Below are 18,854 nucleotides of genomic sequence, written 5' to 3'. Positions count from 1 at the left end.
GCGGTCAGCCCCCACTTTTCATGCTTACTCTGGAATAGCACCTGCCATGACCACCGCCTGGACTGCCGATCACGTGCGCGCCATTGGGCGGCAAGCGGCGGCGTCGATCCCGCCGGTGCCTGCGCCAGAGCGTGCGGGGCTGGAGCCGGGGCGGCTATATTGGGACATGTGGCCCTTGCAGGATCCCACTGGCGCGCGGGCCCGGCTTGCCGGGCGCGAGCTGTGGATGGCGCTGAGCGCGCCTGATCGCGGCGATCCGGCGCTGCGCCACTTCGAGGCCAAGATCCACTGGATCGAGCGATGCCCCGATGCGAGCGGCGAGGGCTGGCGCGATCTCGGGCCGGTGCTGCCGGATCTCGCCGTGCCCTACGAACGCGAATGGGCCGGGTCTGCGTTGCTCGATGCGGGCATGGTGACACTGTTCTTCACCGCTGCCGGCACCGCTGCACGCGCTGGCGGATACCAGCAGGAATTGTGGGCCGCGCGTGCGCCGGCGGGGCCGGGCAGCTTGCCGACGGGCTGGTCACAGCCTACCCCGCTGGTGCGCGGCTATGCGCCGCACTACATGCCCGCCGACGCGCATGAGGGCGAGGCCGGCAAGATCAAGGCGTTCCGCGATCCGGCGTGGTTCCGCGATCCGGCCGACGGCACCGAATATCTGGCCTTCACCGCGTCGCTCGCCGGTTCGCCGAGCGCCTTCAACGGGGCTTTCGGCCTCGCCCGCAAGGGGCCGTCGGGCTGGGTGCTGCTGCCGCCCGCGATCCATGCCGAAGGCGTCAACAACGAGCTGGAGCGCGCCCATCTGGTGTTTCACGCCAATCGCTACTACGCCTTCTGGTCGACCCAGAGCGCGACCTTCGCGCCCGGTCTGGAAGGTGCGCCGGGGGGGCTGTACGGGATGGTGGCAGAGACGATGCAGGGCCCGTGGCACCCGCTCAACGGCACCGGGCTGGTGCTGGCCAACCCCGCCGATCGCCCATTGCAGACCTATAGCTGGTTCGTCGACGCCTCGCTCACGGTGTGCAGCTTCGTCGATCTGCTGCCCGACGGTCGTTTCGGCGGGGTGCCGGCACCGCTGCTGCGCTTGGAACTGGACGATGCACGTGCCCGCCTTGCAACCGAGAGCGCCGTCTGATGGCCGGAGCGATGCTTGGCGCAATCGAAGCAGGCGGCACCAAGTTCGTGCTGGCGGTTGGCCCGTCGCCCGACAGGATCACGGCGCGCACCGAGATCCCAACGCGCGATCCGGCGACCACGCTGGCAGCGGCGGCGCGCTGGTTTGCTGCCAAGGGGCCGGTCACACGGCTTGGCATCGCCAGCTTCGGGCCGGTCGATCGCGATCCGGCGTCGTTTGGCTGGGGGCGGATCACCAAGACCCCCAAGCCGGGATGGGTCGATTGCGACATCGCCGGCTACTTCATGGATCGCCTGGGCGTGCCGGTGGCGTTCGACACCGACGTCAACGCCGCGGCGCTGGCCGAATATGCCGCCGCCCAGGGCGAGGGGTGCCGCAGCCTCGCCTATCTCACCATCGGCACTGGTATCGGCGGCGGCCTGGTGCTCGACGGCAGGCCGGTGCACGGCATCGCGCACCCCGAAATGGGCCATATCTATCCTCGCCGCCATCCGCTCGACCACGATTTCGCCGGCATCTGCCCGCATCATGGCGCCTGCCTCGAAGGACTTGCCAGCGGACCGGCGGTCAAGGCGCGCTGGGGCGCCTCGCTGTCGGAGTTGGCAGCCGATCACCCCGCCCACGCCATCATCGCCGACTATATCGCGCAGGCCTGCCACATCCTGTTCGCGGTGCTTTCGGTCGAGCGCGTGGTGATTGGCGGCGGAGTGGCGAAGACCTCCGGCCTCGTCGAGCGCATCGCCGCGCGGACGGCGCAGCTGGACGCAGGCTACCTGCCCGGCGGCGCCCGCCACCGTGTCATGGCACCGCGGTTGGGCGGCGATGCCGGGATAACCGGTGCGCTGATGCTCGCTGCGGCAGCCAAGCCCAGCTCGCCGAGCGCGCGACAAGGCACCTCAGGTCGAGGTTGAACTGCCCCGGCCAGCCTATCGGCGCCATGACCGCAAAGAACACCGGCGCCAGAATTAAGCCTTGCGGCGAGACCGTCACTCTAGCGCCGAGCATGATGGTGACCAGACCCACGACACGCAACAGGCGGATCAGCCTCATGGAGGGCGCTCTTGTTGGAGCGATTGCTATAACCCGTGATTGCCCGGGGCGAACTGCAAGTCGGGGCATCAAGCGCCGACCTGTCTCGATGAACGACAGGCTGGTCGATCAAGGGCCGGTTTCTGCCGCCGGGAGCGGCTTTGCCGCGACATGGAATGCGTTAGTATCGCCCCTGTCAACAGGGGAATAAGCATGCTCGAACTCTCCGGCGTCAGCCACGTCTATCCCAATGGCACCCGTGCGCTCGATGATGTGACGATGTCGATCCCCAAGGGCATGTTCGGACTGCTGGGGCCCAACGGCGCGGGCAAGTCGACGCTGATGCGCACTATCGCCTGTCTTCAGGCCCCGACCACGGGCAGCATTCGCTTCGGCGATATCGACGTGCTGGCCGAGCCTGATGCCTTGCGCCGCACGCTGGGCTATCTGCCGCAGGATTTCGGCGTCTACCCGCGGGTCTCGGCATACCAGATGCTCGATCACATGGCGGTGCTGAAGGGCGTGACCAATGCCGCAGAGCGCAAGGCGATGGTCGAGCACCTGCTGGGCCAGACCAACCTTTGGGCGGTCCGTTCCAAGGCGATCGCGGGCTTTTCGGGCGGGATGCGCCAGCGCTTCGGCATAGCCCAGGCGCTGATCGGCGATCCGGGCCTCATTATCGTCGACGAACCCACCGCCGGCCTCGATCCGGAAGAACGCAACCGGTTCCTCAACCTCCTCGCCGGCATCGGCGAGAACGTGGTGGTGATCCTGTCAACCCACATCGTCGATGACGTCGCCGATCTGTGCCCGCGCATGGCGGTGCTCGCGAATGGCAAGGTCCGCCTCGAAGGCGCGCCGCAAGATCTCATCGCCCGCACCCAGGGGCGGGTGTGGCAACGCACCGTGCCCCACGCCCAGCTCGCCGAGATGCAAGCCGCCTACGAGGTCATCTCGCACCGCTTCTTCGCGGGCGCGATCGTTGTTCATGTGCTGGCCGACAGTCAGCCCGAGGGGTTTGCACCGGTCGTTGGCGGGCTGGAGGACGTTTATTTTGCCACGCTCGCCGAAACCCGCCGCGCTTGTGCGCTGGCTGCGTGAGGGGAGCAGCCTGAATGCTCACCGCTCCTATTGCCGCGTTCGAGATCCGCTATCAGCTCAAGAATCCGGTGTTCTGGGTTTCGGCGCTGATTTTCTTCCTGCTCGGCTTCGGCCTGTCGGCCAGCGACAATGTCAGCTTCGGCACGCCCGGCGCGGTGCACGAGAATTCCCCTTACACCGTGACGCTGGCGCTGGCGGTGCTGGGCACCTTCTACCTGTTTGTCATCACGTCCTTCGTTGCCAACGCCGTGGTGCGCGATGACGTCACCGGCTTCGCACCGATAATCCGCGCCACCCCGGTCGACCGATCAAGCTTCCTCGCCGGCCGCTTCCTCGGCGGCCTCGTTATCGCGGTGCTGGGCTATCTCGCGGTGCCGCTGGGCATTGCGATTGGCGCGGCCATGCCCTGGGTCGATCCAGAAACGGTCGGGCCAGGCGGTATGATGATCTATGCTTGGCCGTTCCTTATCATCGCCATTCCCAACCTGATCCTGTCCTCGGCGCTGCTGTTCAGCCTGGCAACCGTTACCCGCTCGATGCTCGCTAGCTATATCGGGGTGCTGGTGCTGGTGATGGGCTATCTTTCCATCAGCGTCGTTCTGGGGGCCGATCCGTCCTATCAGAACGTGATCGCGCGCTACGAGCCGCTCGGCGTTGGCGCGATCGGTGAAATAACGCGCTATTGGACAGCAGCGGAGATGAACAGCCGCACGATCCCCTTCACGGGCAATCTGCTGTTCAACCGCATCTTGGTGCTGGTGCTGTCGGCGGTGTTCTTCGGAATTGCCTGGTTGCGCTTCAGCATGGCCGAGCGCGCTCCTTCGCGCTGGCAGCAGCGTTGGCTGGCGCGAAAAGCTGCGAGAGCGGCCAAGGCGGAAAGCGCGCCACCCCGCGCGCTGACTGCACCGGTGCGGCGCGATTTCGGAACGGCTCATGCCCGGCTCAGCTTCGGGACCCGGCTCAAGACTGAGACGCTGCTGGTGATCAAGAGCCCTGGGCTGATCGTGCTGATGCTGCTCGGCCTCGCCACCACCGCGCTCAACCTCACCTTCGCCCAGACGATCTACGGCACGCCGTCCTATCCGCTGACCACCGGGGTGATCACCACCGTGATCGGCAATCTGTCTATTTTCAGCCTGATCGTCGCGGTGTTTTACGGCGGCGAACTGGTGTGGCGCGAACGCGACGTGAAGATCAGCGAGATCATTGATGCCACGCCGGTTCCGGCATGGGCGATGTTCGTGCCCAAGATCCTTGCGATCTTCGTGCTGCTGATGGCGATGTCGCTGAGCGGCATGGCAGCCGGGATTTTCTACCAGCTTATCAAGGGAGCCTTCGGCAATGATGCCGGGCTCTATCTTTCGGCCTTCGTCGTGCCGCAGAGCATCGACATGCTGCTGGTGGCGGTTTTGGCGGTGTTCTTTCAGGTGGTCAGCCCCAACAAGTATATCGGCTGGGGCCTGTTCCTGGTGTGGTTCTTGGCGCGCATTTTCATGTCGAACCTTGGCTACACCAATATCCTCTATACCTTTGGGGGCACCCCCGCCGAACCGCTCAGCGATATGAACGGCACCGGCGGCTTCTGGGTCGGCGGTCTGATCGCGCGCGCCTATTGGGGCGCGTTCGGGCTGCTGCTGCTGTGCCTTGCGCACTGGGCCTGGCCGCGCGGGACGGTGGTGGCGGTGCTGCCCCGGATCAAGCGCATCGGCAAGCGCATCACCGCTGCTTCGGGCGGGCTGGCGCTTGCCTCGGTCTGCGGGATGATCGGCACGGGCCTTGTGATCCACAACAACATCAAGGTGCTCAACACCTACGAGACGGCCGAGGAGGCCGAGGCGCGCAGCGCCGAATACGAGCGCAAATATCTCAAGTTCGCAGCTCTTGCGCGCCCGGTGGTGACCGACGTCGTCGTCGACCTGGCAATCTATCCTGCCGAACGGCGATTGACCGCCAAGGGCCACTATGCCTTGCGTAACGACAGCGGCAAGCCGATAACCGAGCTGCATGTCCGGCAGGGTGACGCGACCGCGGAATTCACGCGCCTCGATGTGGCCGGGGCGAAACTTGTCAGCCACGACAAGCGCCATGCCTATCGCATCTACCGATTTGATGCACCGCTGTCGCCCGGAGCGACGACGCGGCTCGATTTCACCTCGCAGGTGTGGCGGCGCGGGTTCGGCAACGGTTCGGCGGCGACCGACATCGTCGAGAACGGCACCTTCGTGGACAATTCCGTGTTCGCCCCGGTCCTGGGGATGGACCAGCGCGGCCTGTTGACCGATCGCACCGCGCGGCGTCGGCAAGGCCTGCCCGATGAGTTGCGCCTAGCGAAGCTCGAGGATACCGGGGCGCAGTCGGAAAATTACGTCCATGCGGACTGGGTCAACGCGCGCATCACCATCAGCACCGCCGCCGATCAGGTGCCGGTCGCGCCCGGCAACAAGGTCTCCGACGTCATCAAGGACGGTCGCCGTACCGCCGTATTCCAGTCACCTGCGCCTATCCTCAATTTCTTCTCGGTGCAGTCGGCCCGCTATGCTGTGGCAAAAGACCGCATCGGCGATGTTGCGCTCAGCATCTATCACGATCCGCGCCATGCGTGGAACGTTCCGGCGATGCTCAAGGCGATGAAGGCATCGCTCGGCTATTACAGCGCCAATTTCGGGCCCTACCAGTTCGGCTATGCGCGGATCATCGAGTTCCCCGGCTACGAGACGTTCGCTCAGGCATTTGCGGGCACCATCCCCTATTCGGAAAGCATCGGCTTTGCCGCTGACGTGCGCGATCCCGAGACGATCGACTATGTCTCCTATGTCACCGCCCATGAAGTCGCACACCAGTACTGGGCGCATCAGGTGATCGGGGCGGACATGCAGGGCTCGACCCTGCTGTCGGAAACGCTCGCGCAATATTCGGCGCTGATGGTGATGAAGCAGCTCTACGGCGAGGACAAGATCCGCCGCTTCCTCAAGTTTGAGCTCGACCGCTATCTCGAAGGTCGCAAGGGCGACGTGCTGGACGAGCAGCCGCTGATGCGGGTGGAGAACCAGCAGCACATCCACTATCGCAAGGGATCGCTGGCGATGTATCTGCTCCAGCACCGGCTCGGCGAGGATGCGGTCAACCGCGCGCTCGCGCGGCTGTTGGCGAAATTTCGCTTCAAGGGCGCGCCCTTCCCGCGCAGCCTCGATCTCATTGCCGAGCTGCGCAAGGAGGCGCAAAGCCCCGAGCATCAGGCGCTGATCACCGATTTGCTGGAAAAGATCACGGTCTATGATCTCAAGGCCAGGCAGGCGGTGACCCGCAAGCTGGCCGACGGACGCTGGCGCACGCGGATTACCATCGAGGCGGGCAAATTCCACGCCGACGGCAAGGGTGTCGAGCGGCCCGCGCCGCTGGCGGAGAGCATCGAGGTGGGCCTGTTTGCCGAGCAGCCGGGGCAGGGTGCCTTCGACCGGGCAGACGTGCTGTCGATGAAGCGCGTACCCGTCCGCGCTGGCCGGCAGGTGGTGGAGCTTACAAGCGCGAGAAAGCCGCTGTTCGCCGGGATTGATCCCTACAACTTCTACATCGACCGGGACTCGGACGATAACCTCGTGCCCGTCGAATAGCACGAGCGCGAAGGCTTGAGATCCTGCGTCGAGCCTATTCATGATGAGCTTGCGCGGCGTTTGCAGCGTCCCCCGCCGCGGCCCGATATCGCCCCGGCCTGTCCCGCAGTGGCGCGCGCTCGGCGCAAGGCTTGCCAAGGGAACCTTTGCCGGCTCCGTGCGTCTTGGTGTCGTCGCCCCAAGTCCTGCCCTGCAACCTTCGTGATTGGTCGACCACCATGCCAAGCCGCAAGATAGTCGCAAACGAGCTGGCCAATGTGCTACGCCAGATCTCTCATCCGGATCGCATTCGTCTCCTGCTCAAGCTGCGGGCTGGTGATCTGACCGTGAACGAACTGGCAGACTCGCTCGAAATTCCCGCCACCCGCGTGTCCCAGCACCTCGGCGTGCTGCGGGCGATCGCGCTGGTCGAAACCGAAGCGCAGGCGCAGAAGCGGGTTTACCGCCTGAGCCAGCCCGAACTGGCCGACTGGCTGATCAACGGTATCGATTTCATCGCCCACCGGCTTGGCCGCGCCAGCGCTGCCGATATCGAGATGGCCAAGGAGCTGTGGCAGCGCGAAGCGTTCGAACCGGTCAATTAATGGCCTGCGTGGCCGAGGCCACTTCCGCGGCATAACGCTCCTCGATCGGCAGCCAGGCACCGGTGGATTCGTCAAAGGCCGTCACTTCGCCAGTCTTGATGTCGTAAACCCAGCCATGCAGCCTCACCGCTTTCTGGGCGAGGGCCTGTGCCACTGTCGGGTGAGTCTTGAGGTGCTCGAGCTGAAGGATGACGTTCTGTTCGAGCAGCATCCGCATCTTGCTTTCCTCGTCCAGCCCGGCTCCCATCTTCTCGACGATATCGACCGCACGCTGCGAATAGCCCAACCATTTTCGCACGTGGGGCAGGTTGGTCAGCTTGGCGCAGTTCATCGCACCTTTCATCGCCCCGCATTCGGTATGGCCGCAGACCACGATATGCGGGATCTGCAGCGCGCCGATGGCGAATTCGATCGAGGCGGTCATGCCGCCGGTCTGGTTGGTGTGCGGGGGCACGATATTGCCCGCGTTGCGGCAGATGAACAGCTCGCCCGGATCGGTCTGGGTGATCATCGCCGTTTCGATCCGGCTGTCCGAGCAGGTGATGAACAGTGCCTCGGGATTCTGGCCCGTGCTCAGCCGCTCGAAGAGTTCCTGCTTCTCGGGGAAGACCTCGCGCTGGAATTTGATGACGCCTAGGGCCAATTTCGACATTAGGTTCGGTCTTTCTGGCTGGAAGCGGGGGCGGCACCGGCAGTCCACAGCTCGCGCACCTGTTCGATCTGGTCGGCCTTGCCGACACGTCTGCCGGCCTCGAACATTTCGCGCGCGGCGACGATCGGGTGGCCGCGCAGCGCGCCCGGCTCAGGCAGGTCGCGGGATTGGATGATCCTGCCGGGCAAGATTCCCCCTAAAGCTCATTGAATGCGCAGGTAGAGAGATATGAAGCTATGTTGGGTCCGATACTCGGTCAAGCACGCCCTCTTGCTTTCTGCACGCGGTGGTCGGAAACAGGAGCCGTGCGGCGCTGCTGTCTGTGCCGTCGCAAGAGGATTCTGGCTCTATGTCGCGGCCGAGCACGCACCCTGATGATCCGCATTATGTCCATCGCACCGGCTGGCTGCGCGCCGCGGTGCTGGGGGCGAATGATGGCATCGTCTCGGTCTCCTCCTTGATCATCGGGGTGGCGGCGGCGACACCCGAGGCAGGTTCGATACTGGTTGCCGGGGTCGCCGGACTGGTCGCAGGCGCAATGTCGATGGCGGCGGGCGAGTTCATTTCGGTGTCCTCGCAGGCTGACAGCGAGGCGGCCGATATCCGCCGCGAACGGCAGGCGCTTGCCGAAATGCCCGAGCACGAGTTGGAGGAACTGGCGGCGATCTACGAGGCGCGCGGCCTTTCACCCGCAACCGCGCTGACTGTGGCGCGCGAGCTCAGCGCCAAGGACGCGCTCGGCGCCCATGTCCGCGACGAACTCGGTCTTGCCGAGCATCTCGCCGCGCGCCCGTTGCAGGCGGCGCTTGCCTCGGGGGCGACCTTCAGCAGTGCCGCCGCGATCCCGCTGATGGCGGCCTGGCTTGCCCCTAGCGGAGCGATCCTGCCGACGGTGGTGGCCGTTTCTATCATCACGCTTGGCGCTCTCGGCGCGCTCGGAGCCAAGGCCGGCGGCGCGCCCCTGCTGCGGGCCACCTTGCGGGTGGTCGGCTGGGGCATTTTCGCGATGGCCGTCACCGCGGCGATCGGCTCGCTGTTCGGCGTAAGCGTGTAGCGCAGGTCTGCGTTGTCTTTCCCATGGCCCCCGCCGGGACGGACTGCTAGGCTGGCGCTGGCACGGAAAGGAAAGGCGCGTGGCAATCAGCTTTACGGTCAATGGCAAGGATGTGAGCGTCGCGGCAGAGCCGGATACGCCGCTGCTGTGGGTTCTGCGTGAGGAGCTCGCACTCACTGGCACCAAGTTCGGTTGCGGCATCGCCGCTTGCGGGGCCTGTTCGGTTCATGTCGACGGGCAGTTGACCCGCTCGTGCAGCGTGCCGGTGAGCGAGATCGCGGGCAGGGCGGTGACCACGATCGAGGGTCTCAAGGCCGAGGACGGCACGCTGCACGCGGTGCAGCAGGCGTGGATCGCGGCGCAGGTGCCGCAATGCGGATACTGCCAGTCGGGCCAGATCATGGCGGCGGTCGCCCTGATCGAGCGCACCGGCGTGCCGTCCGAGGCGCAGATCGACGAGGCAATGACCAATATCTGCCGCTGCGGCACCTATCCGCGGATCCGCAAGGCCATTCTTGCCGCGACCGGTCGGGCGGCGAGGGCAGCCGCCGCCTCTGCGCAGGGAGAGGCATGATGGCCGATAATCCCAACCCCAATCTCGAAGAGATCGAAGCCGCTCCGACCGATACCACTCCGGTCAAGAAGAAGGGCATCAAGCGCCGCATCTTCCTTGCAGGCGCCGCGCTGCTGGTGGGCGGCGGGGTGTTCGGCCTCTACTGGGCCGACAATGCCGCGAAGAGCCGTGCCCGCGCGCTGACCACTGGCGAAGGTGAGCACAATTTCCTCACCTGGATGAAGATCGCCGAGGACGACACCGTGACGGTGTTCTCCCCGCATATCGACTTCGGGCAGGGTACCCACACGGCGCTCGGGCAGATGCTGGCGGACGAGCTTGATGCCGACTGGGCCAAGGTCAAGGTCGAGCAGGCGCCATCGGATGTGGCGTTCTCGAACACTGCGCTGGTGGAGAAATTCCTGGGCGAAATGACCGGCTATCCCGGCCTGATCGCCGCGCTGCCAGCGGCTGTCATGGGCGCGCTCACGCGCTCGCAGAAGATCCAGATCACCGGCGGTTCCTCGGCGGTGCGCTTTACCGGGCAGGGCGGCATGCGCGTGGTCGGCGCGGCGGTGCGCCTCGCGCTGATCGAGGAAGCGGCTGACCGTCTCGGCGTGCCCGCCAGCGAACTGACGACCGCCGACAGCAAGGTGATCCACGCCGCTTCGGGCCGGAGCTTGCGCTATGGCGAATTGGCAGCGGGCGCAGCGGAACGCTCGCTGCGCAGCGATCCGGTGCTCAAGTCGCGCAAGGATTACAGGCTGATCGGCAAGCCCGTCACCCGGCGCGACATTCCCGCCAAGGTCGATGGCAGCGCGGTTTACGGCATCGACTTCACCCTTCCGGATATGCGCGTGGCGACCATCGCCGCGGCGCCGGTGCGCGGCGGCAAGCTCATATCCGTCGACGAGGCACCGGCGCTGGCAGTGCCGGGCGTGGAAAAGGTGGTGAAGCTCGATGACGCGGTGATCGTTGTCGCCAAGGGCTACTGGCAGGCGAGCAAGGGTCTTGCCGCGCTCTCCCCGAAGTTCTCCGATGGCGGCCATGGGGCGATGTCCACCCCCGCGATCTACGCGGCGCAGGACCGCCTGCGCGAAACCGGCAAGCCCGACAACACCGCGGGCGAGGGCGATGTCGCGGCGGCCTTCAAGGCCGCGGGCGGCAAGGTCATCAGCGCCGATTACCGCGTTCCCTTCCTCCACCATGCGATGATGGAGCCTTTCGCGCTCACCGCCCATTTCAAGAGCGGCAAGCTGGAGATGTGGGGCGGGCTGCAGGACCCGATCGGCGCGCGCGACCGCGCGGCCAAGGCGGTCGGGATGGACATGGAAGACGTGATCTTCCATCCGATGATCATGGGCGGCGGCTTCGGCCGGCGCTTCCCCGGCGTGGCCGAGATCATCGATCAGGCGGCGCAGCTGGCAAGGCAAGTCCCCTATCCCGTCAAGCTCGTCTGGAGCCGCGAGGAAGACTTGCGTCACGGTACCTATCGCCCGCAGTCCTCGGCGCGGCTTGCGGCCACGCTCGATGACAAGGGCCGGATCGCCGCGTGGCAGAGCGACTATGTGCAGGGCGACAATGCCGAAGGCGAAGTGGGCTTCATCTACGACGTGCCGGCAACCTCGCGGCGGCACTTTGCCTATACCACCAACCAGATCGACGGGCCGTGGCGCTCGGTCAATTCGACCCAGCACGGCTTTTACAACGAGAGCTTCATCGACGAGCTGGCCCATGCCGCGGGCGAGGATCCCTACCGGTTCCGCCGCAAGCACCTGCCCGATGGCTCGCGCCACCAGAAGGTGCTCGACGAAGTGGCCCGGCGCTCCGGCTGGGGCACGCCGCTGCCCGCGGGCGTCGGACGCGGGATCGCGATCGTCGAGAGCTTCGGCACCATCGTCGCCGAGGTGATCGAGGCCACCGTCAAGGACGACGGCACCCCCAAGGTGCTCAAGGCCTTCGCGGTGGTCGATTGCGGGACAACGGTGAACCCGCTCAATGCCGAGGCGCAGATCGCGGGCGGGATCATCATGGGCCTGTCGGCCACCATCGGCGAGGCGATCACGCTCGACCAAGGCGCGGTGGTGGAGAGCAACTTTACCGACTACCCGATCCTCAGGCTGGCCGACGCCCCGCCGCTGATCGATGTCCACTTCATCGAGAGCGATGCCCCGATGGGCGGGATCGGCGAGCCGGGCGTTCCGCCAGCCTCGGCCGCGCTCGCCAACGCGCTGTTCATGGCCACCGGCAAGCGCATCCGCACCCTGCCGCTGCGCCAGCAGGCCAAGGCCTAGGGGCTGGGGCCTGATGTGCGCGGCTGGTCGGCGCTGATCCTCGCAGCCGGGGCTGGTCGGCGCTTTGGCGGGAGCAAGCTGCTGGCCGACCTCGCGGGTGCGCCCGTCATCCGCCACACCGCCGGGGCCGTGGCCTCGGCGGGTTTCGGCGAGGTGGTGGTGGCGACCGGTGCCGGCCATCCGCAGATCGCCGCCTCGCTGAGCGGCCTTGCCTGCCGCATCGTGCCGGCCCGCGAGTGGGGGGAAGGCATGGCCGCCAGCCTGCGCGCCGGCCTTGCCGCGCTCGGCACTCCGCAGCAGGGGGTGTTCGTGTTCCTCGGCGATATGCCGCTGGTGCCGGTCGGGCTGTGCCCGCAGCTTGCCGCGCTGGCGCAGGCGGCGGGCTATGCCGCCCGCCCGCGGGTCGGCGGCATCCCCGGCCACCCGGCGGCCTTTACGCGCGCGGCCTTGCCCGACCTTGCGCGGCTGACCGGCGATGCCGGCGCGGCGGCGCTGCTCAAGGGGCGCACGCAGGGCGTCGCCTATCTCGACACCGACGCGGCGGGCGCTGTGCTTGACATCGACTCCCCGGCAGACCTCGCCGCTGCCGTAGCCGCATGGAAGGCCTGCGCCACCTCGGCGACCAGCGACAGCGCGATCTCGCGCGGGGCCTTGCCGAAGCCCTGAAGCCCGATCGGGGCGTGCAGCCGCGCGATCTGCGCCGCGCTCACCCCGTGCCCGCGCAGCTTGGCAAACCTTGCGTCGAGCCGCGCCCGCGCGCCAATCGCGCCGACATAGCAGGCCTCGCTCATCAGCGCCGCCGCAAGGGCGTGCTCGTCATCCTCGCGGTCGTGACTGAGCACCGCCACCGCCGTCCAGCGGTCGATCCCGATCTCCCCGAGCGCCCTAGTGGGTGCAGAGCGGTGATAGGCAATGCCCGGGAAAGGCGGTGCGTCCGGCCCGGCCGGGGCAACCAGCACCACCTCCATTCCCGCCGCGGCGGCGAGCCTCGCGGCAGCGAGCGCAGTGCCGTCCCCGCCGATCAGCACGAGGCGGAAAGCGGGCAGATAGAGCCTTGCATAAGCCTCGCCGTCCCATGCGAATGCGGGCCCCTCGCCGGGGCTGGTGCTGCGGCTTGCCCCGTCGCTCTTCCACACCAACGGCTGGCGGGCGGCATGGGCGGCCAGAAGCGTGGCAATCGCCGGGTCATCCGCCTTCACCGGCTCGACCAGCACGGTGATCCCGCTCCCGCAGGCGAGGCGGATGTCGATCCACGGACTGCCCGCGCCATAGCGCAAGCGCCGTGCGCGTCCCTCGATCAGCGCTTCGCGTGCGTGGCGGGCAACATCGGCCTCGATGCAGCCACCCGACAGGAATCCCCAATAGTCGCTTTCGGTGATCAGCATCTGCGCCCCCGGATCGCGCGGGGCCGAGCCCTCGACCGCGACCAGCGTGGCAATTGCGAATGGCGCGCCTGTCGCCAGCACTTCGCCGAGCGGCACCCTGATATCGTCGATCTGGGCGGTCAGTCGCCAGCTGGTCATGCGCACTTTGCCTTGAGGAAACGGCCCACGAGCCTAATCGTCCCGCCCCAGCCGCGCAATCGCCTTGGCCGGTGACCAAATGAGGCACGGGTGCTATGCGCCCGCCGAGGCGAATAAGCGTCACAAGGAAGAGCGCGATGGGTCGTGCCATTCTCATGCTGCTGGCCGTGCTCGCCTGTCTTGCTGCGCCGCTCAGGGCGCAGCAGACGGGGCGGCTGATCGAGTACCAGCCGATCCCTGCTGCCGGCCTGCCCGAGCAGCGCCTTACCATCTGGCTGCCGCCCGGCTATGACGCGGGCAATGCGCGTTATCCGGTGCTCTACATGCATGACGGGCACAACCTGTTCGAGCCGAAGAACAGCAACTTCAACAAGATCTGGGCGGCCGACAAAGCGATGCTGGCGGCGGTGGCGAGCGGCAGCGTGGAACCGCACATCATCGTCGGCATCTGGGCACCCGGGCGCGACCGCTATCGCCAGTATCTCCCGCGCAGCGCCTATGATGCCGCGCCGCCGGCGCTGAAGGCGCAGATGGATGCCGCCGGCGGGGGGCAGATCGTCTCCGACCGCTATCTCGCGTGGATCGCCGGGCCGCTCAAGACCTGGGTCGACACCAGCTTCCGCACCCGCACCGGGCGCGACGATACGGCGATCGTCGGCTCCTCGATGGGCGGGCTGATGAGTTGCTATGCCTTTCTGGAACGCCCCGAGGTGTTCGGACGGGCGGGCTGCGTGTCCTCGCACTGGCCCGCGGTCGATCCGCGCACGACCGACGAGGGCGCGCTCAAGGCAATGTGGGACGGGTGGTTTGCCGCAAGGCTCGGCCAGCCCGATGGGCGGCGGGTGTGGTTCGATCACGGCACCGCGACGCTCGATGCCTATTATGCGCCCTATCAGCAGGTGGTCGATGCGCGCCTTGTCGCGGCGGGCTGGGTGAAGGGCCGCGACTGGGAGAGCAAGGTTTTCGAGGGCGCCGAGCACGAGGAAAACGCCTGGGCGGCGCGCCTGCCCGAGATCTTTGGCTGGCTGCTGGCCAAGCGGCCCTGAGTCGCGCCGGGCGGGTGCCGGGCCGTTCAGCTTTTGCGGCAGTTTCCTGAAGTTGGAGACAAAGGAGACACTGTCCTGAAACGGAAAACCCGGCCCCGCTCCGGCCAAGGTAAAAGGGCCGGAAAGGGGCGCGCGGTCGATCATTGCACCAGCCTGACCGGCGCGCGCCGGGTGGGAAAGCGGGGATTGTGGCCTGCTCCTGTCCCGCCCATTGCGGTGCAACAGAGCGGGGACACTGTCAGCGCAGCGCAAATGCCGCGCGTGCCAGCCGCTCCACCACAGCCTTGTCGGGCGCGCCCTTGGGCGAGACCCAGCTGCCGCCGACACACAGGACGGGGTCGAAGGCAAGCCATTCGGGCGCGTTCTCCAGGCTGATTCCGCCGGTCGGGCAGAAGCGGACATTGCCGAAGGGCGCGGCGAGCGCCTTGAGCGCGGGCAGGCCGCCTGCGGCCATCGCCGGGAAGAACTTGAACCGGTCGAGGCCGAGATCGAGCCCGCGCATGATGTCGCCGGCAGTGGCGACGCCGGGCAGGAAGGGCACGCCGGCCGCGATTGCCGCCTTGCCCAGCGGCTCGGTGAGGCCGGGCGAGACGATGAACGCGCTGCCGGCTTCCAACGCTGCATCCAGCGCGCGCGGGTTGGTGACGGTTCCTGCACCGACAATCGCGCCCGGCACTTGTTTCATCGCCCGGATCGCGGAGAGTGCCGCCGGGGTGCGCAAGGTGACCTCGAGCACGCGCAAGCCGCCTGCCACCAGCGCCTCGGCCAGCGGGACGGCGTGAGCCTCGTCCTCGATCACGATCACCGGGATGACCGGGGCCACGCGCATGATGGCGTCGATATTCATCGGCTTACATCCCTCCGGTGGCAAGCATGGCGCTCGCGCCCTGTTCCGCGCCGTCGGCAAAACGGCGCATCATGCCGAACAATTCGCGGCCCGTGCCCCAGTCCTCGCGCGGGTCGGGCGCAGGGTCGCGGGCGGCGAGATCGGCGGTGGTGCTGAGCTCGCCCGAGACGGCGCAGACCTTGACGATGTCACCATCGCGCAGCCGCGCCAGCGGGCCGCCGCCAAGGGCCTCGGGCGTGCAGTGGATCGCGGCGGGCACCTTGCCTGAGGCGCCCGACATCCGCCCGTCGGTCACCAGCGCGATCTTGAACCCGCGATCCTGCAGCACGCCCAGCGCCGGGGTGAGCTTGTGCAGTTCGGGCATCCCGTTGGCGCGCGGGCCCTGGAAGCGCACCACCACCACCGCGTCGCGGTCAAGCTCGCCTGCCTTGAAGGCGGCGTTGACGGCAGCCTGATCCGCGAACACGCGGCACGGTGCCTCGATCGTCCAGCGTTCGCGGTCGACTGCCGAGGTCTTGAAACAGGCGCGGCCCAAGTTGCCGGTCAGCAGGCGCATCCCCCCGTCCGGCTTGAACGGGTTGGCGACCGGACGCAGCATGGTGTCGTCCATGCTTGGGCCGACCTCGCGCCATACCAGCGCGTCGCCATCAAGCCCTGGTTCGCGGGCGTAGTCGGACAAATCCCCGCGCCCCACGGTCAGAATGTCGGGATGCGCAAGGCCTGCCTCCAACAGCTCGCCGATGACAAAGCCCATGCCGCCTGCGGCGTGGAACTGGTTCACGTCGCCCGAGCCATTGGGATAGACCTGCGCGATCAGCGGGACGGCGCTGGAAAGCTCGGAAAGGTCGTCCCAGTCGAAAATCACCCCGGCGGCGCGGGCCATGGCGGGCAGGTGGATCGCGTGATTGGTCGATCCGCCGGTGGCGAGCAGGCCGACCGCCGCGTTCACCACCGCCTTTTCATCGACGACGAGGCCGAGCGGGCGGTAATCCTCGCCCTTGCGCCCGATCTGCGCCACCCGGTGCACCGCCGCGCGGTCGAGCGCCTGGCGCAGCTGGGTGCCGGGCTGGATGAAGGCGCTGCCAGGAATGTGCAGGCCCATCATCTCCATCATCATCTGGTTGGAATTGGCGGTGCCGAAAAAGGTGCAGGTGCCGGGCGAATGGTAGCTTGCCATTTCGCTCGCCAGCAGTTCGGCGCGGGTCGCCTTGCCTTCGGCATAGAGTTGGCGGACGCGCTGCTTTTCCTTGTTGGGGATGCCGCTGGGCATCGGGCCGGAGGGCACGAAGATCGCGGGCAAATGCCCGAACCGCAGCGCGCCGATCAAGAGGCCGGGCACGATCTTGTCGCAGATGCCGAGCAGCAGCGCGCCGTCATACATGGCATGGGAGAGGGCAACCGCGGTCGAGAGCGCGATCACGTCGCGGCTGAACAGCGAGAGCTCCATCCCCGTCTCGCCCTGCGTCACCCCGTCGCACATCGCCGGGGTGCCCCCGGCGACCTGCGCGGTCGCGCCGACTTCGCGGGCGTAGAGCTTGAGTCGGTCGGGATAGCGGCCATAGGGCTGATGCGCCGAGAGCATGTCGTTGTAGCTGGTCACGATCCCGATATTGGCACCCTTGCCCGCCACCAGCGCCGCCTGATCTTCCAGCGCCCCGGCATAGGCGTGGGCGAGGTTCGAGCAGGACACCGCCGAACGGTCGCCCATGGCGTCGCCTTCGCGGCGGATGAGATCGAGATAGGCTTGGCGGGTCTGCTTCGAGCGTTCGATGACCCGCTGCGTCACCTTGTGCAGGGTGTCGTGAAGGGGCTTACTCATGCCACGTCACTCCGTCGCGTTCGGCCAGCGCGATGGCCGCAGAAGGGCCCCAGGTTCCGGCGGTGTAGGTCTTGGGGGTAAGACCTTCGGCTTCCCAGCCCGCGCGGATCGCGTCGATCCATTCCCATTGCGCTTCCACCTCGTCGCGGCGGACAAACAGGGTCTGGTCGCCCTCCACCAGATCGAGCAACAGGCGCTCATAGGCGATACGCCGCACCGCGCCGCTGAAGGCATCGGGCATGGCGATGTTGAGCGGCACCTGACGCAGGCGGATGCCCTCGCGGTCAAGCCCCGGCACCTTGGCCATCAGCGACAAGGTGATGTTCTCCTCCGGCTGGATGCCGATCACCAGCCGGTTGGGCTGCATCGTTGCGCCTTTGCCCGCGAAGATCGAATGCGGGACGCAGCGGAACTGGATGACGATCTCGGTCACGCGCTTGGGCATGCGCTTGCCGGTGCGCAGGTAGAAGGGCACGCCCTTCCAGCGCCAGTTGTCGACGTGCGCCTTAATCGCGACGAAGGTTTCGGTGTCGCTGTCCCTGCCCAGTTCCTCGTCATAGCCGGGAACCACCGCGCCGTTGATGGCTCCGGCGCGGTATTGCCCGGTAACGGTCTCCCCGTTGGCGACAGGGCGCAGCGCGCGCAGCACCTTGACCTTTTCATCGCGCACCGCGGTGGCATCGAAATGGGCGGGCGGCTCCATCGCCACCAGCGCCAGCAGCTGAAGCATGTGGTTCTGCACCATGTCGCGGATCGCGCCGGCATCGTCATAAAAGGCGACGCGGCCTTCGAGGCCGACGGTCTCGGCGACGGTGATCTGCACGTGGTCGATATGTGCCGCGTTCCACAACGGCTCGAACATCAGGTTGGCAAAGCGCAGCGCCAGCAGGTTCTGCACCGTCTCCTTGCCGAGATAGTGATCGATCCGGAAGATGCGGCCTTCCGGGAAGGCGGCGGCGACCGCGTCGTTGATCTCGCGGCTGGAGGCAAGATCGGTGCCGAGCGGCTTTTCGAGGCACATCCGCACATTCTCCCCCGTCAGCCCAGCCGACTGGAGCCCCTTGATGGTCGGGCCGAACAGGCTCGGCGCGGTCGAAAGGAAGATCGCCAGCCCGCGCTTGGGCGTGCCGACCTTCGCCGCAAGATCGGCGTAACCCTCCATCGTGGTGGCATCGAGCGTTTGATAGGAGAGGCGGTTGAGAAAGCCGGCCATCTTGCCGCGGCGTTCGGCGGGCAGATATTTCTCCAGCGCGGCGCGGGCGAAGTTGCGATATTCGCTGTCGCTCAGCGCGCTGCGCGCGGTGCCGACGATCCGGAGATCAGGGGCGAGCAGCCCGTCGGCATCGAGCGCGAACAGGCTCGGCAACAGCATCCGCTGGGCAAGATCGCCGGTGGCCCCGAACAGCAGCAGACGGTCAGCGGTAAAGCTCATGACAAGGCCCTTTCCAGCGTCCCGTCCTACCTAGGCGGAGGTGGGATTATCCGCCAGTGGGCGCATACTTATTCAACGGGAGCAACCTTCGGCAGCGCAGACTTCCCGCCCCGCCGCCCCGCCCGGCCACCATAAACTGATGGTGTCATTGGTGGCCGGGTGAGGCGGACGGTT

General features: G+C 66.9%; 15 protein-coding genes and 1 pseudogene. 10 read left to right on the top strand and 6 right to left on the bottom strand.

Translation table 11 applies throughout. The annotated features are described in order from the left end of the window. Positions 1-46: 46 nt before the first annotated feature. The 5 genes from BZF61_RS02725 to BZF61_RS02705 all read left to right on the top strand — a co-directional run bounded on the left by BZF61_RS02725 (position 47) and on the right by BZF61_RS02705 (position 7,460). Complete coding sequence (locus BZF61_RS02725) at positions 47-1,135, top strand: glycoside hydrolase family 68 protein (protein ID WP_086617091.1); 1,089 nt, start codon at positions 47-49, stop codon at positions 1,133-1,135. Then, complete coding sequence (locus BZF61_RS02720; protein ID WP_245804478.1) at positions 1,135-2,046, top strand: ROK family protein; 912 nt, start codon at positions 1,135-1,137, stop codon at positions 2,044-2,046. The genes BZF61_RS02725 and BZF61_RS02720 overlap by 1 nt, the downstream gene beginning before the upstream one ends. 331 nt (positions 2,047-2,377) lie before the next feature. Next, a complete protein-coding gene (locus BZF61_RS02715) occupies positions 2,378-3,265 on the top strand; it encodes an ABC transporter ATP-binding protein (RefSeq protein ID WP_086617090.1) in 888 nt (295 codons plus the stop codon). A gap of 14 nt (positions 3,266-3,279) precedes the next feature. Continuing rightward, on the top strand, positions 3,280-6,876 hold the full coding sequence (locus BZF61_RS02710) for an ABC transporter permease/M1 family aminopeptidase (RefSeq protein ID WP_086617089.1): 3,597 nt from the start codon (positions 3,280-3,282) through the stop codon (positions 6,874-6,876). A 167-nt stretch (positions 6,877-7,043) separates the two neighbouring features. Further along, positions 7,044-7,460 (top strand): ArsR/SmtB family transcription factor, encoded by a 417-nt coding sequence (locus BZF61_RS02705; RefSeq protein ID WP_245804477.1) that lies wholly within the window; start codon positions 7,044-7,046, stop codon positions 7,458-7,460. Here BZF61_RS02705 and BZF61_RS02700 read toward each other — a convergent pair. Both BZF61_RS02700 and BZF61_RS02695 read right to left on the bottom strand, forming a co-directional pair. Further along, positions 7,453-8,112 (bottom strand): carbonic anhydrase, encoded by a 660-nt coding sequence (locus BZF61_RS02700; RefSeq protein WP_086617088.1) that lies wholly within the window; start codon positions 8,110-8,112, stop codon positions 7,453-7,455. The genes BZF61_RS02705 and BZF61_RS02700 overlap by 8 nt on opposite strands. After that, entirely contained in the window at positions 8,112-8,300 is a 189-nt protein-coding gene (locus BZF61_RS02695; RefSeq protein ID WP_086617087.1) for a hypothetical protein, read from the bottom strand. The genes BZF61_RS02700 and BZF61_RS02695 overlap by 1 nt, the downstream gene beginning before the upstream one ends. A 161-nt stretch (positions 8,301-8,461) precedes the next feature. On the opposite strand from BZF61_RS02695, the gene BZF61_RS02690 reads away from it, so the two are divergent. The 4 genes and pseudogenes from BZF61_RS02690 to BZF61_RS15960 all read left to right on the top strand — a co-directional run. Beyond that, entirely contained in the window at positions 8,462-9,166 is a 705-nt protein-coding gene (locus tag BZF61_RS02690) for a VIT1/CCC1 transporter family protein (RefSeq protein WP_086617086.1), read from the top strand. Between the two features lie 79 nt (positions 9,167-9,245). After that, positions 9,246-9,740, top strand: a complete 495-nt coding sequence (locus tag BZF61_RS02685) for a (2Fe-2S)-binding protein (protein WP_245804476.1) — start codon at positions 9,246-9,248, stop codon at positions 9,738-9,740. After that, the gene (locus tag BZF61_RS02680) at positions 9,740-12,013 is read left to right on the top strand and encodes a xanthine dehydrogenase family protein molybdopterin-binding subunit (protein ID WP_245804475.1); all 2,274 of its coding nucleotides are present in this window, start codon (positions 9,740-9,742) and stop codon (positions 12,011-12,013) included. Before BZF61_RS02685 ends, BZF61_RS02680 begins: the two co-directional genes overlap by 1 nt. Positions 12,014-12,028: 15 nt before the next feature. Continuing rightward, positions 12,029-12,505: pseudogene (locus tag BZF61_RS15960) on the top strand (nucleotidyltransferase family protein); the annotation flags it as partial. A 29-nt stretch (positions 12,506-12,534) separates the two neighbouring features. On the opposite strand, the gene BZF61_RS02670 reads toward BZF61_RS15960, so the two are convergent. After that, a complete protein-coding gene (locus tag BZF61_RS02670) occupies positions 12,535-13,536 on the bottom strand; it encodes an XdhC family protein (protein ID WP_086617083.1) in 1,002 nt (333 codons plus the stop codon). 137 nt (positions 13,537-13,673) lie between these two features. Between BZF61_RS02670 and BZF61_RS02665 the strand changes: the two genes are divergently transcribed. Then, positions 13,674-14,582 (top strand): alpha/beta hydrolase, encoded by a 909-nt coding sequence (locus BZF61_RS02665; RefSeq protein WP_086617082.1) that lies wholly within the window; start codon positions 13,674-13,676, stop codon positions 14,580-14,582. Between the two features lie 238 nt (positions 14,583-14,820). Here BZF61_RS02665 and eda read toward each other — a convergent pair whose 3' ends face one another. The 3 genes from eda to zwf are packed head-to-tail and all read right to left on the bottom strand — an operon-like array spanning position 14,821 to position 18,680. Then, a complete protein-coding gene (eda, locus tag BZF61_RS02660) occupies positions 14,821-15,429 on the bottom strand; it encodes a bifunctional 4-hydroxy-2-oxoglutarate aldolase/2-dehydro-3-deoxy-phosphogluconate aldolase (protein WP_086617081.1) in 609 nt (202 codons plus the stop codon). Positions 15,430-15,433: 4 nt separating this feature from the next. Beyond that, on the bottom strand, positions 15,434-17,248 hold the full coding sequence (gene edd / locus BZF61_RS02655; RefSeq protein WP_086617080.1) for a phosphogluconate dehydratase: 1,815 nt from the start codon (positions 17,246-17,248) through the stop codon (positions 15,434-15,436). Next, positions 17,241-18,680: a glucose-6-phosphate dehydrogenase gene (gene zwf, locus BZF61_RS02650; protein ID WP_086617079.1), complete on the bottom strand. Its 1,440-nt coding sequence runs from the start codon at positions 18,678-18,680 to the stop codon at positions 17,241-17,243. The genes edd and zwf overlap by 8 nt, the downstream gene beginning before the upstream one ends. Positions 18,681-18,854 lie beyond the last annotated feature (174 nt).

Origin of the sequence: Erythrobacter tepidarius (assembly GCF_002155695.1) — a bacterium.
Lineage (GTDB): Bacteria > Pseudomonadota > Alphaproteobacteria > Sphingomonadales > Sphingomonadaceae > Erythrobacter > Erythrobacter tepidarius.
Note: the sequence above shows the minus strand (reverse complement) of the source record. Positions and strands in the feature narration are given on the sequence as shown.

Excerpts from the sequence above, each read along its gene's own strand:
- BZF61_RS02725 (WP_086617091.1), top strand. The coding sequence starts at position 47 with ATGACCACCGCCTGGACTGCCGATCACGTGCGCGCCATTGGGCGGCAA.
- BZF61_RS02720 (WP_245804478.1), top strand. The coding sequence starts at position 1,135 with ATGGCCGGAGCGATGCTTGGCGCAATCGAAGCAGGCGGCACCAAGTTC.
- BZF61_RS02715 (WP_086617090.1), top strand. The coding sequence starts at position 2,378 with ATGCTCGAACTCTCCGGCGTCAGCCACGTCTATCCCAATGGCACCCGT.
- BZF61_RS02710 (WP_086617089.1), top strand. The coding sequence starts at position 3,280 with ATGCTCACCGCTCCTATTGCCGCGTTCGAGATCCGCTATCAGCTCAAG.
- BZF61_RS02700 (WP_086617088.1), bottom strand. The coding sequence starts at position 8,112 with ATGTCGAAATTGGCCCTAGGCGTCATCAAATTCCAGCGCGAGGTCTTC.
- BZF61_RS02690 (WP_086617086.1), top strand. The coding sequence starts at position 8,462 with ATGTCGCGGCCGAGCACGCACCCTGATGATCCGCATTATGTCCATCGC.
- BZF61_RS02680 (WP_245804475.1), top strand. The coding sequence starts at position 9,740 with ATGGCCGATAATCCCAACCCCAATCTCGAAGAGATCGAAGCCGCTCCG.
- BZF61_RS02670 (WP_086617083.1), bottom strand. The coding sequence starts at position 13,536 with ATGACCAGCTGGCGACTGACCGCCCAGATCGACGATATCAGGGTGCCG.
- BZF61_RS02665 (WP_086617082.1), top strand. The coding sequence starts at position 13,674 with ATGGGTCGTGCCATTCTCATGCTGCTGGCCGTGCTCGCCTGTCTTGCT.
- eda (WP_086617081.1), bottom strand. The coding sequence starts at position 15,429 with ATGAATATCGACGCCATCATGCGCGTGGCCCCGGTCATCCCGGTGATC.
- edd (WP_086617080.1), bottom strand. The coding sequence starts at position 17,248 with ATGAGTAAGCCCCTTCACGACACCCTGCACAAGGTGACGCAGCGGGTC.
- zwf (WP_086617079.1), bottom strand. The coding sequence starts at position 18,680 with ATGAGCTTTACCGCTGACCGTCTGCTGCTGTTCGGGGCCACCGGCGAT.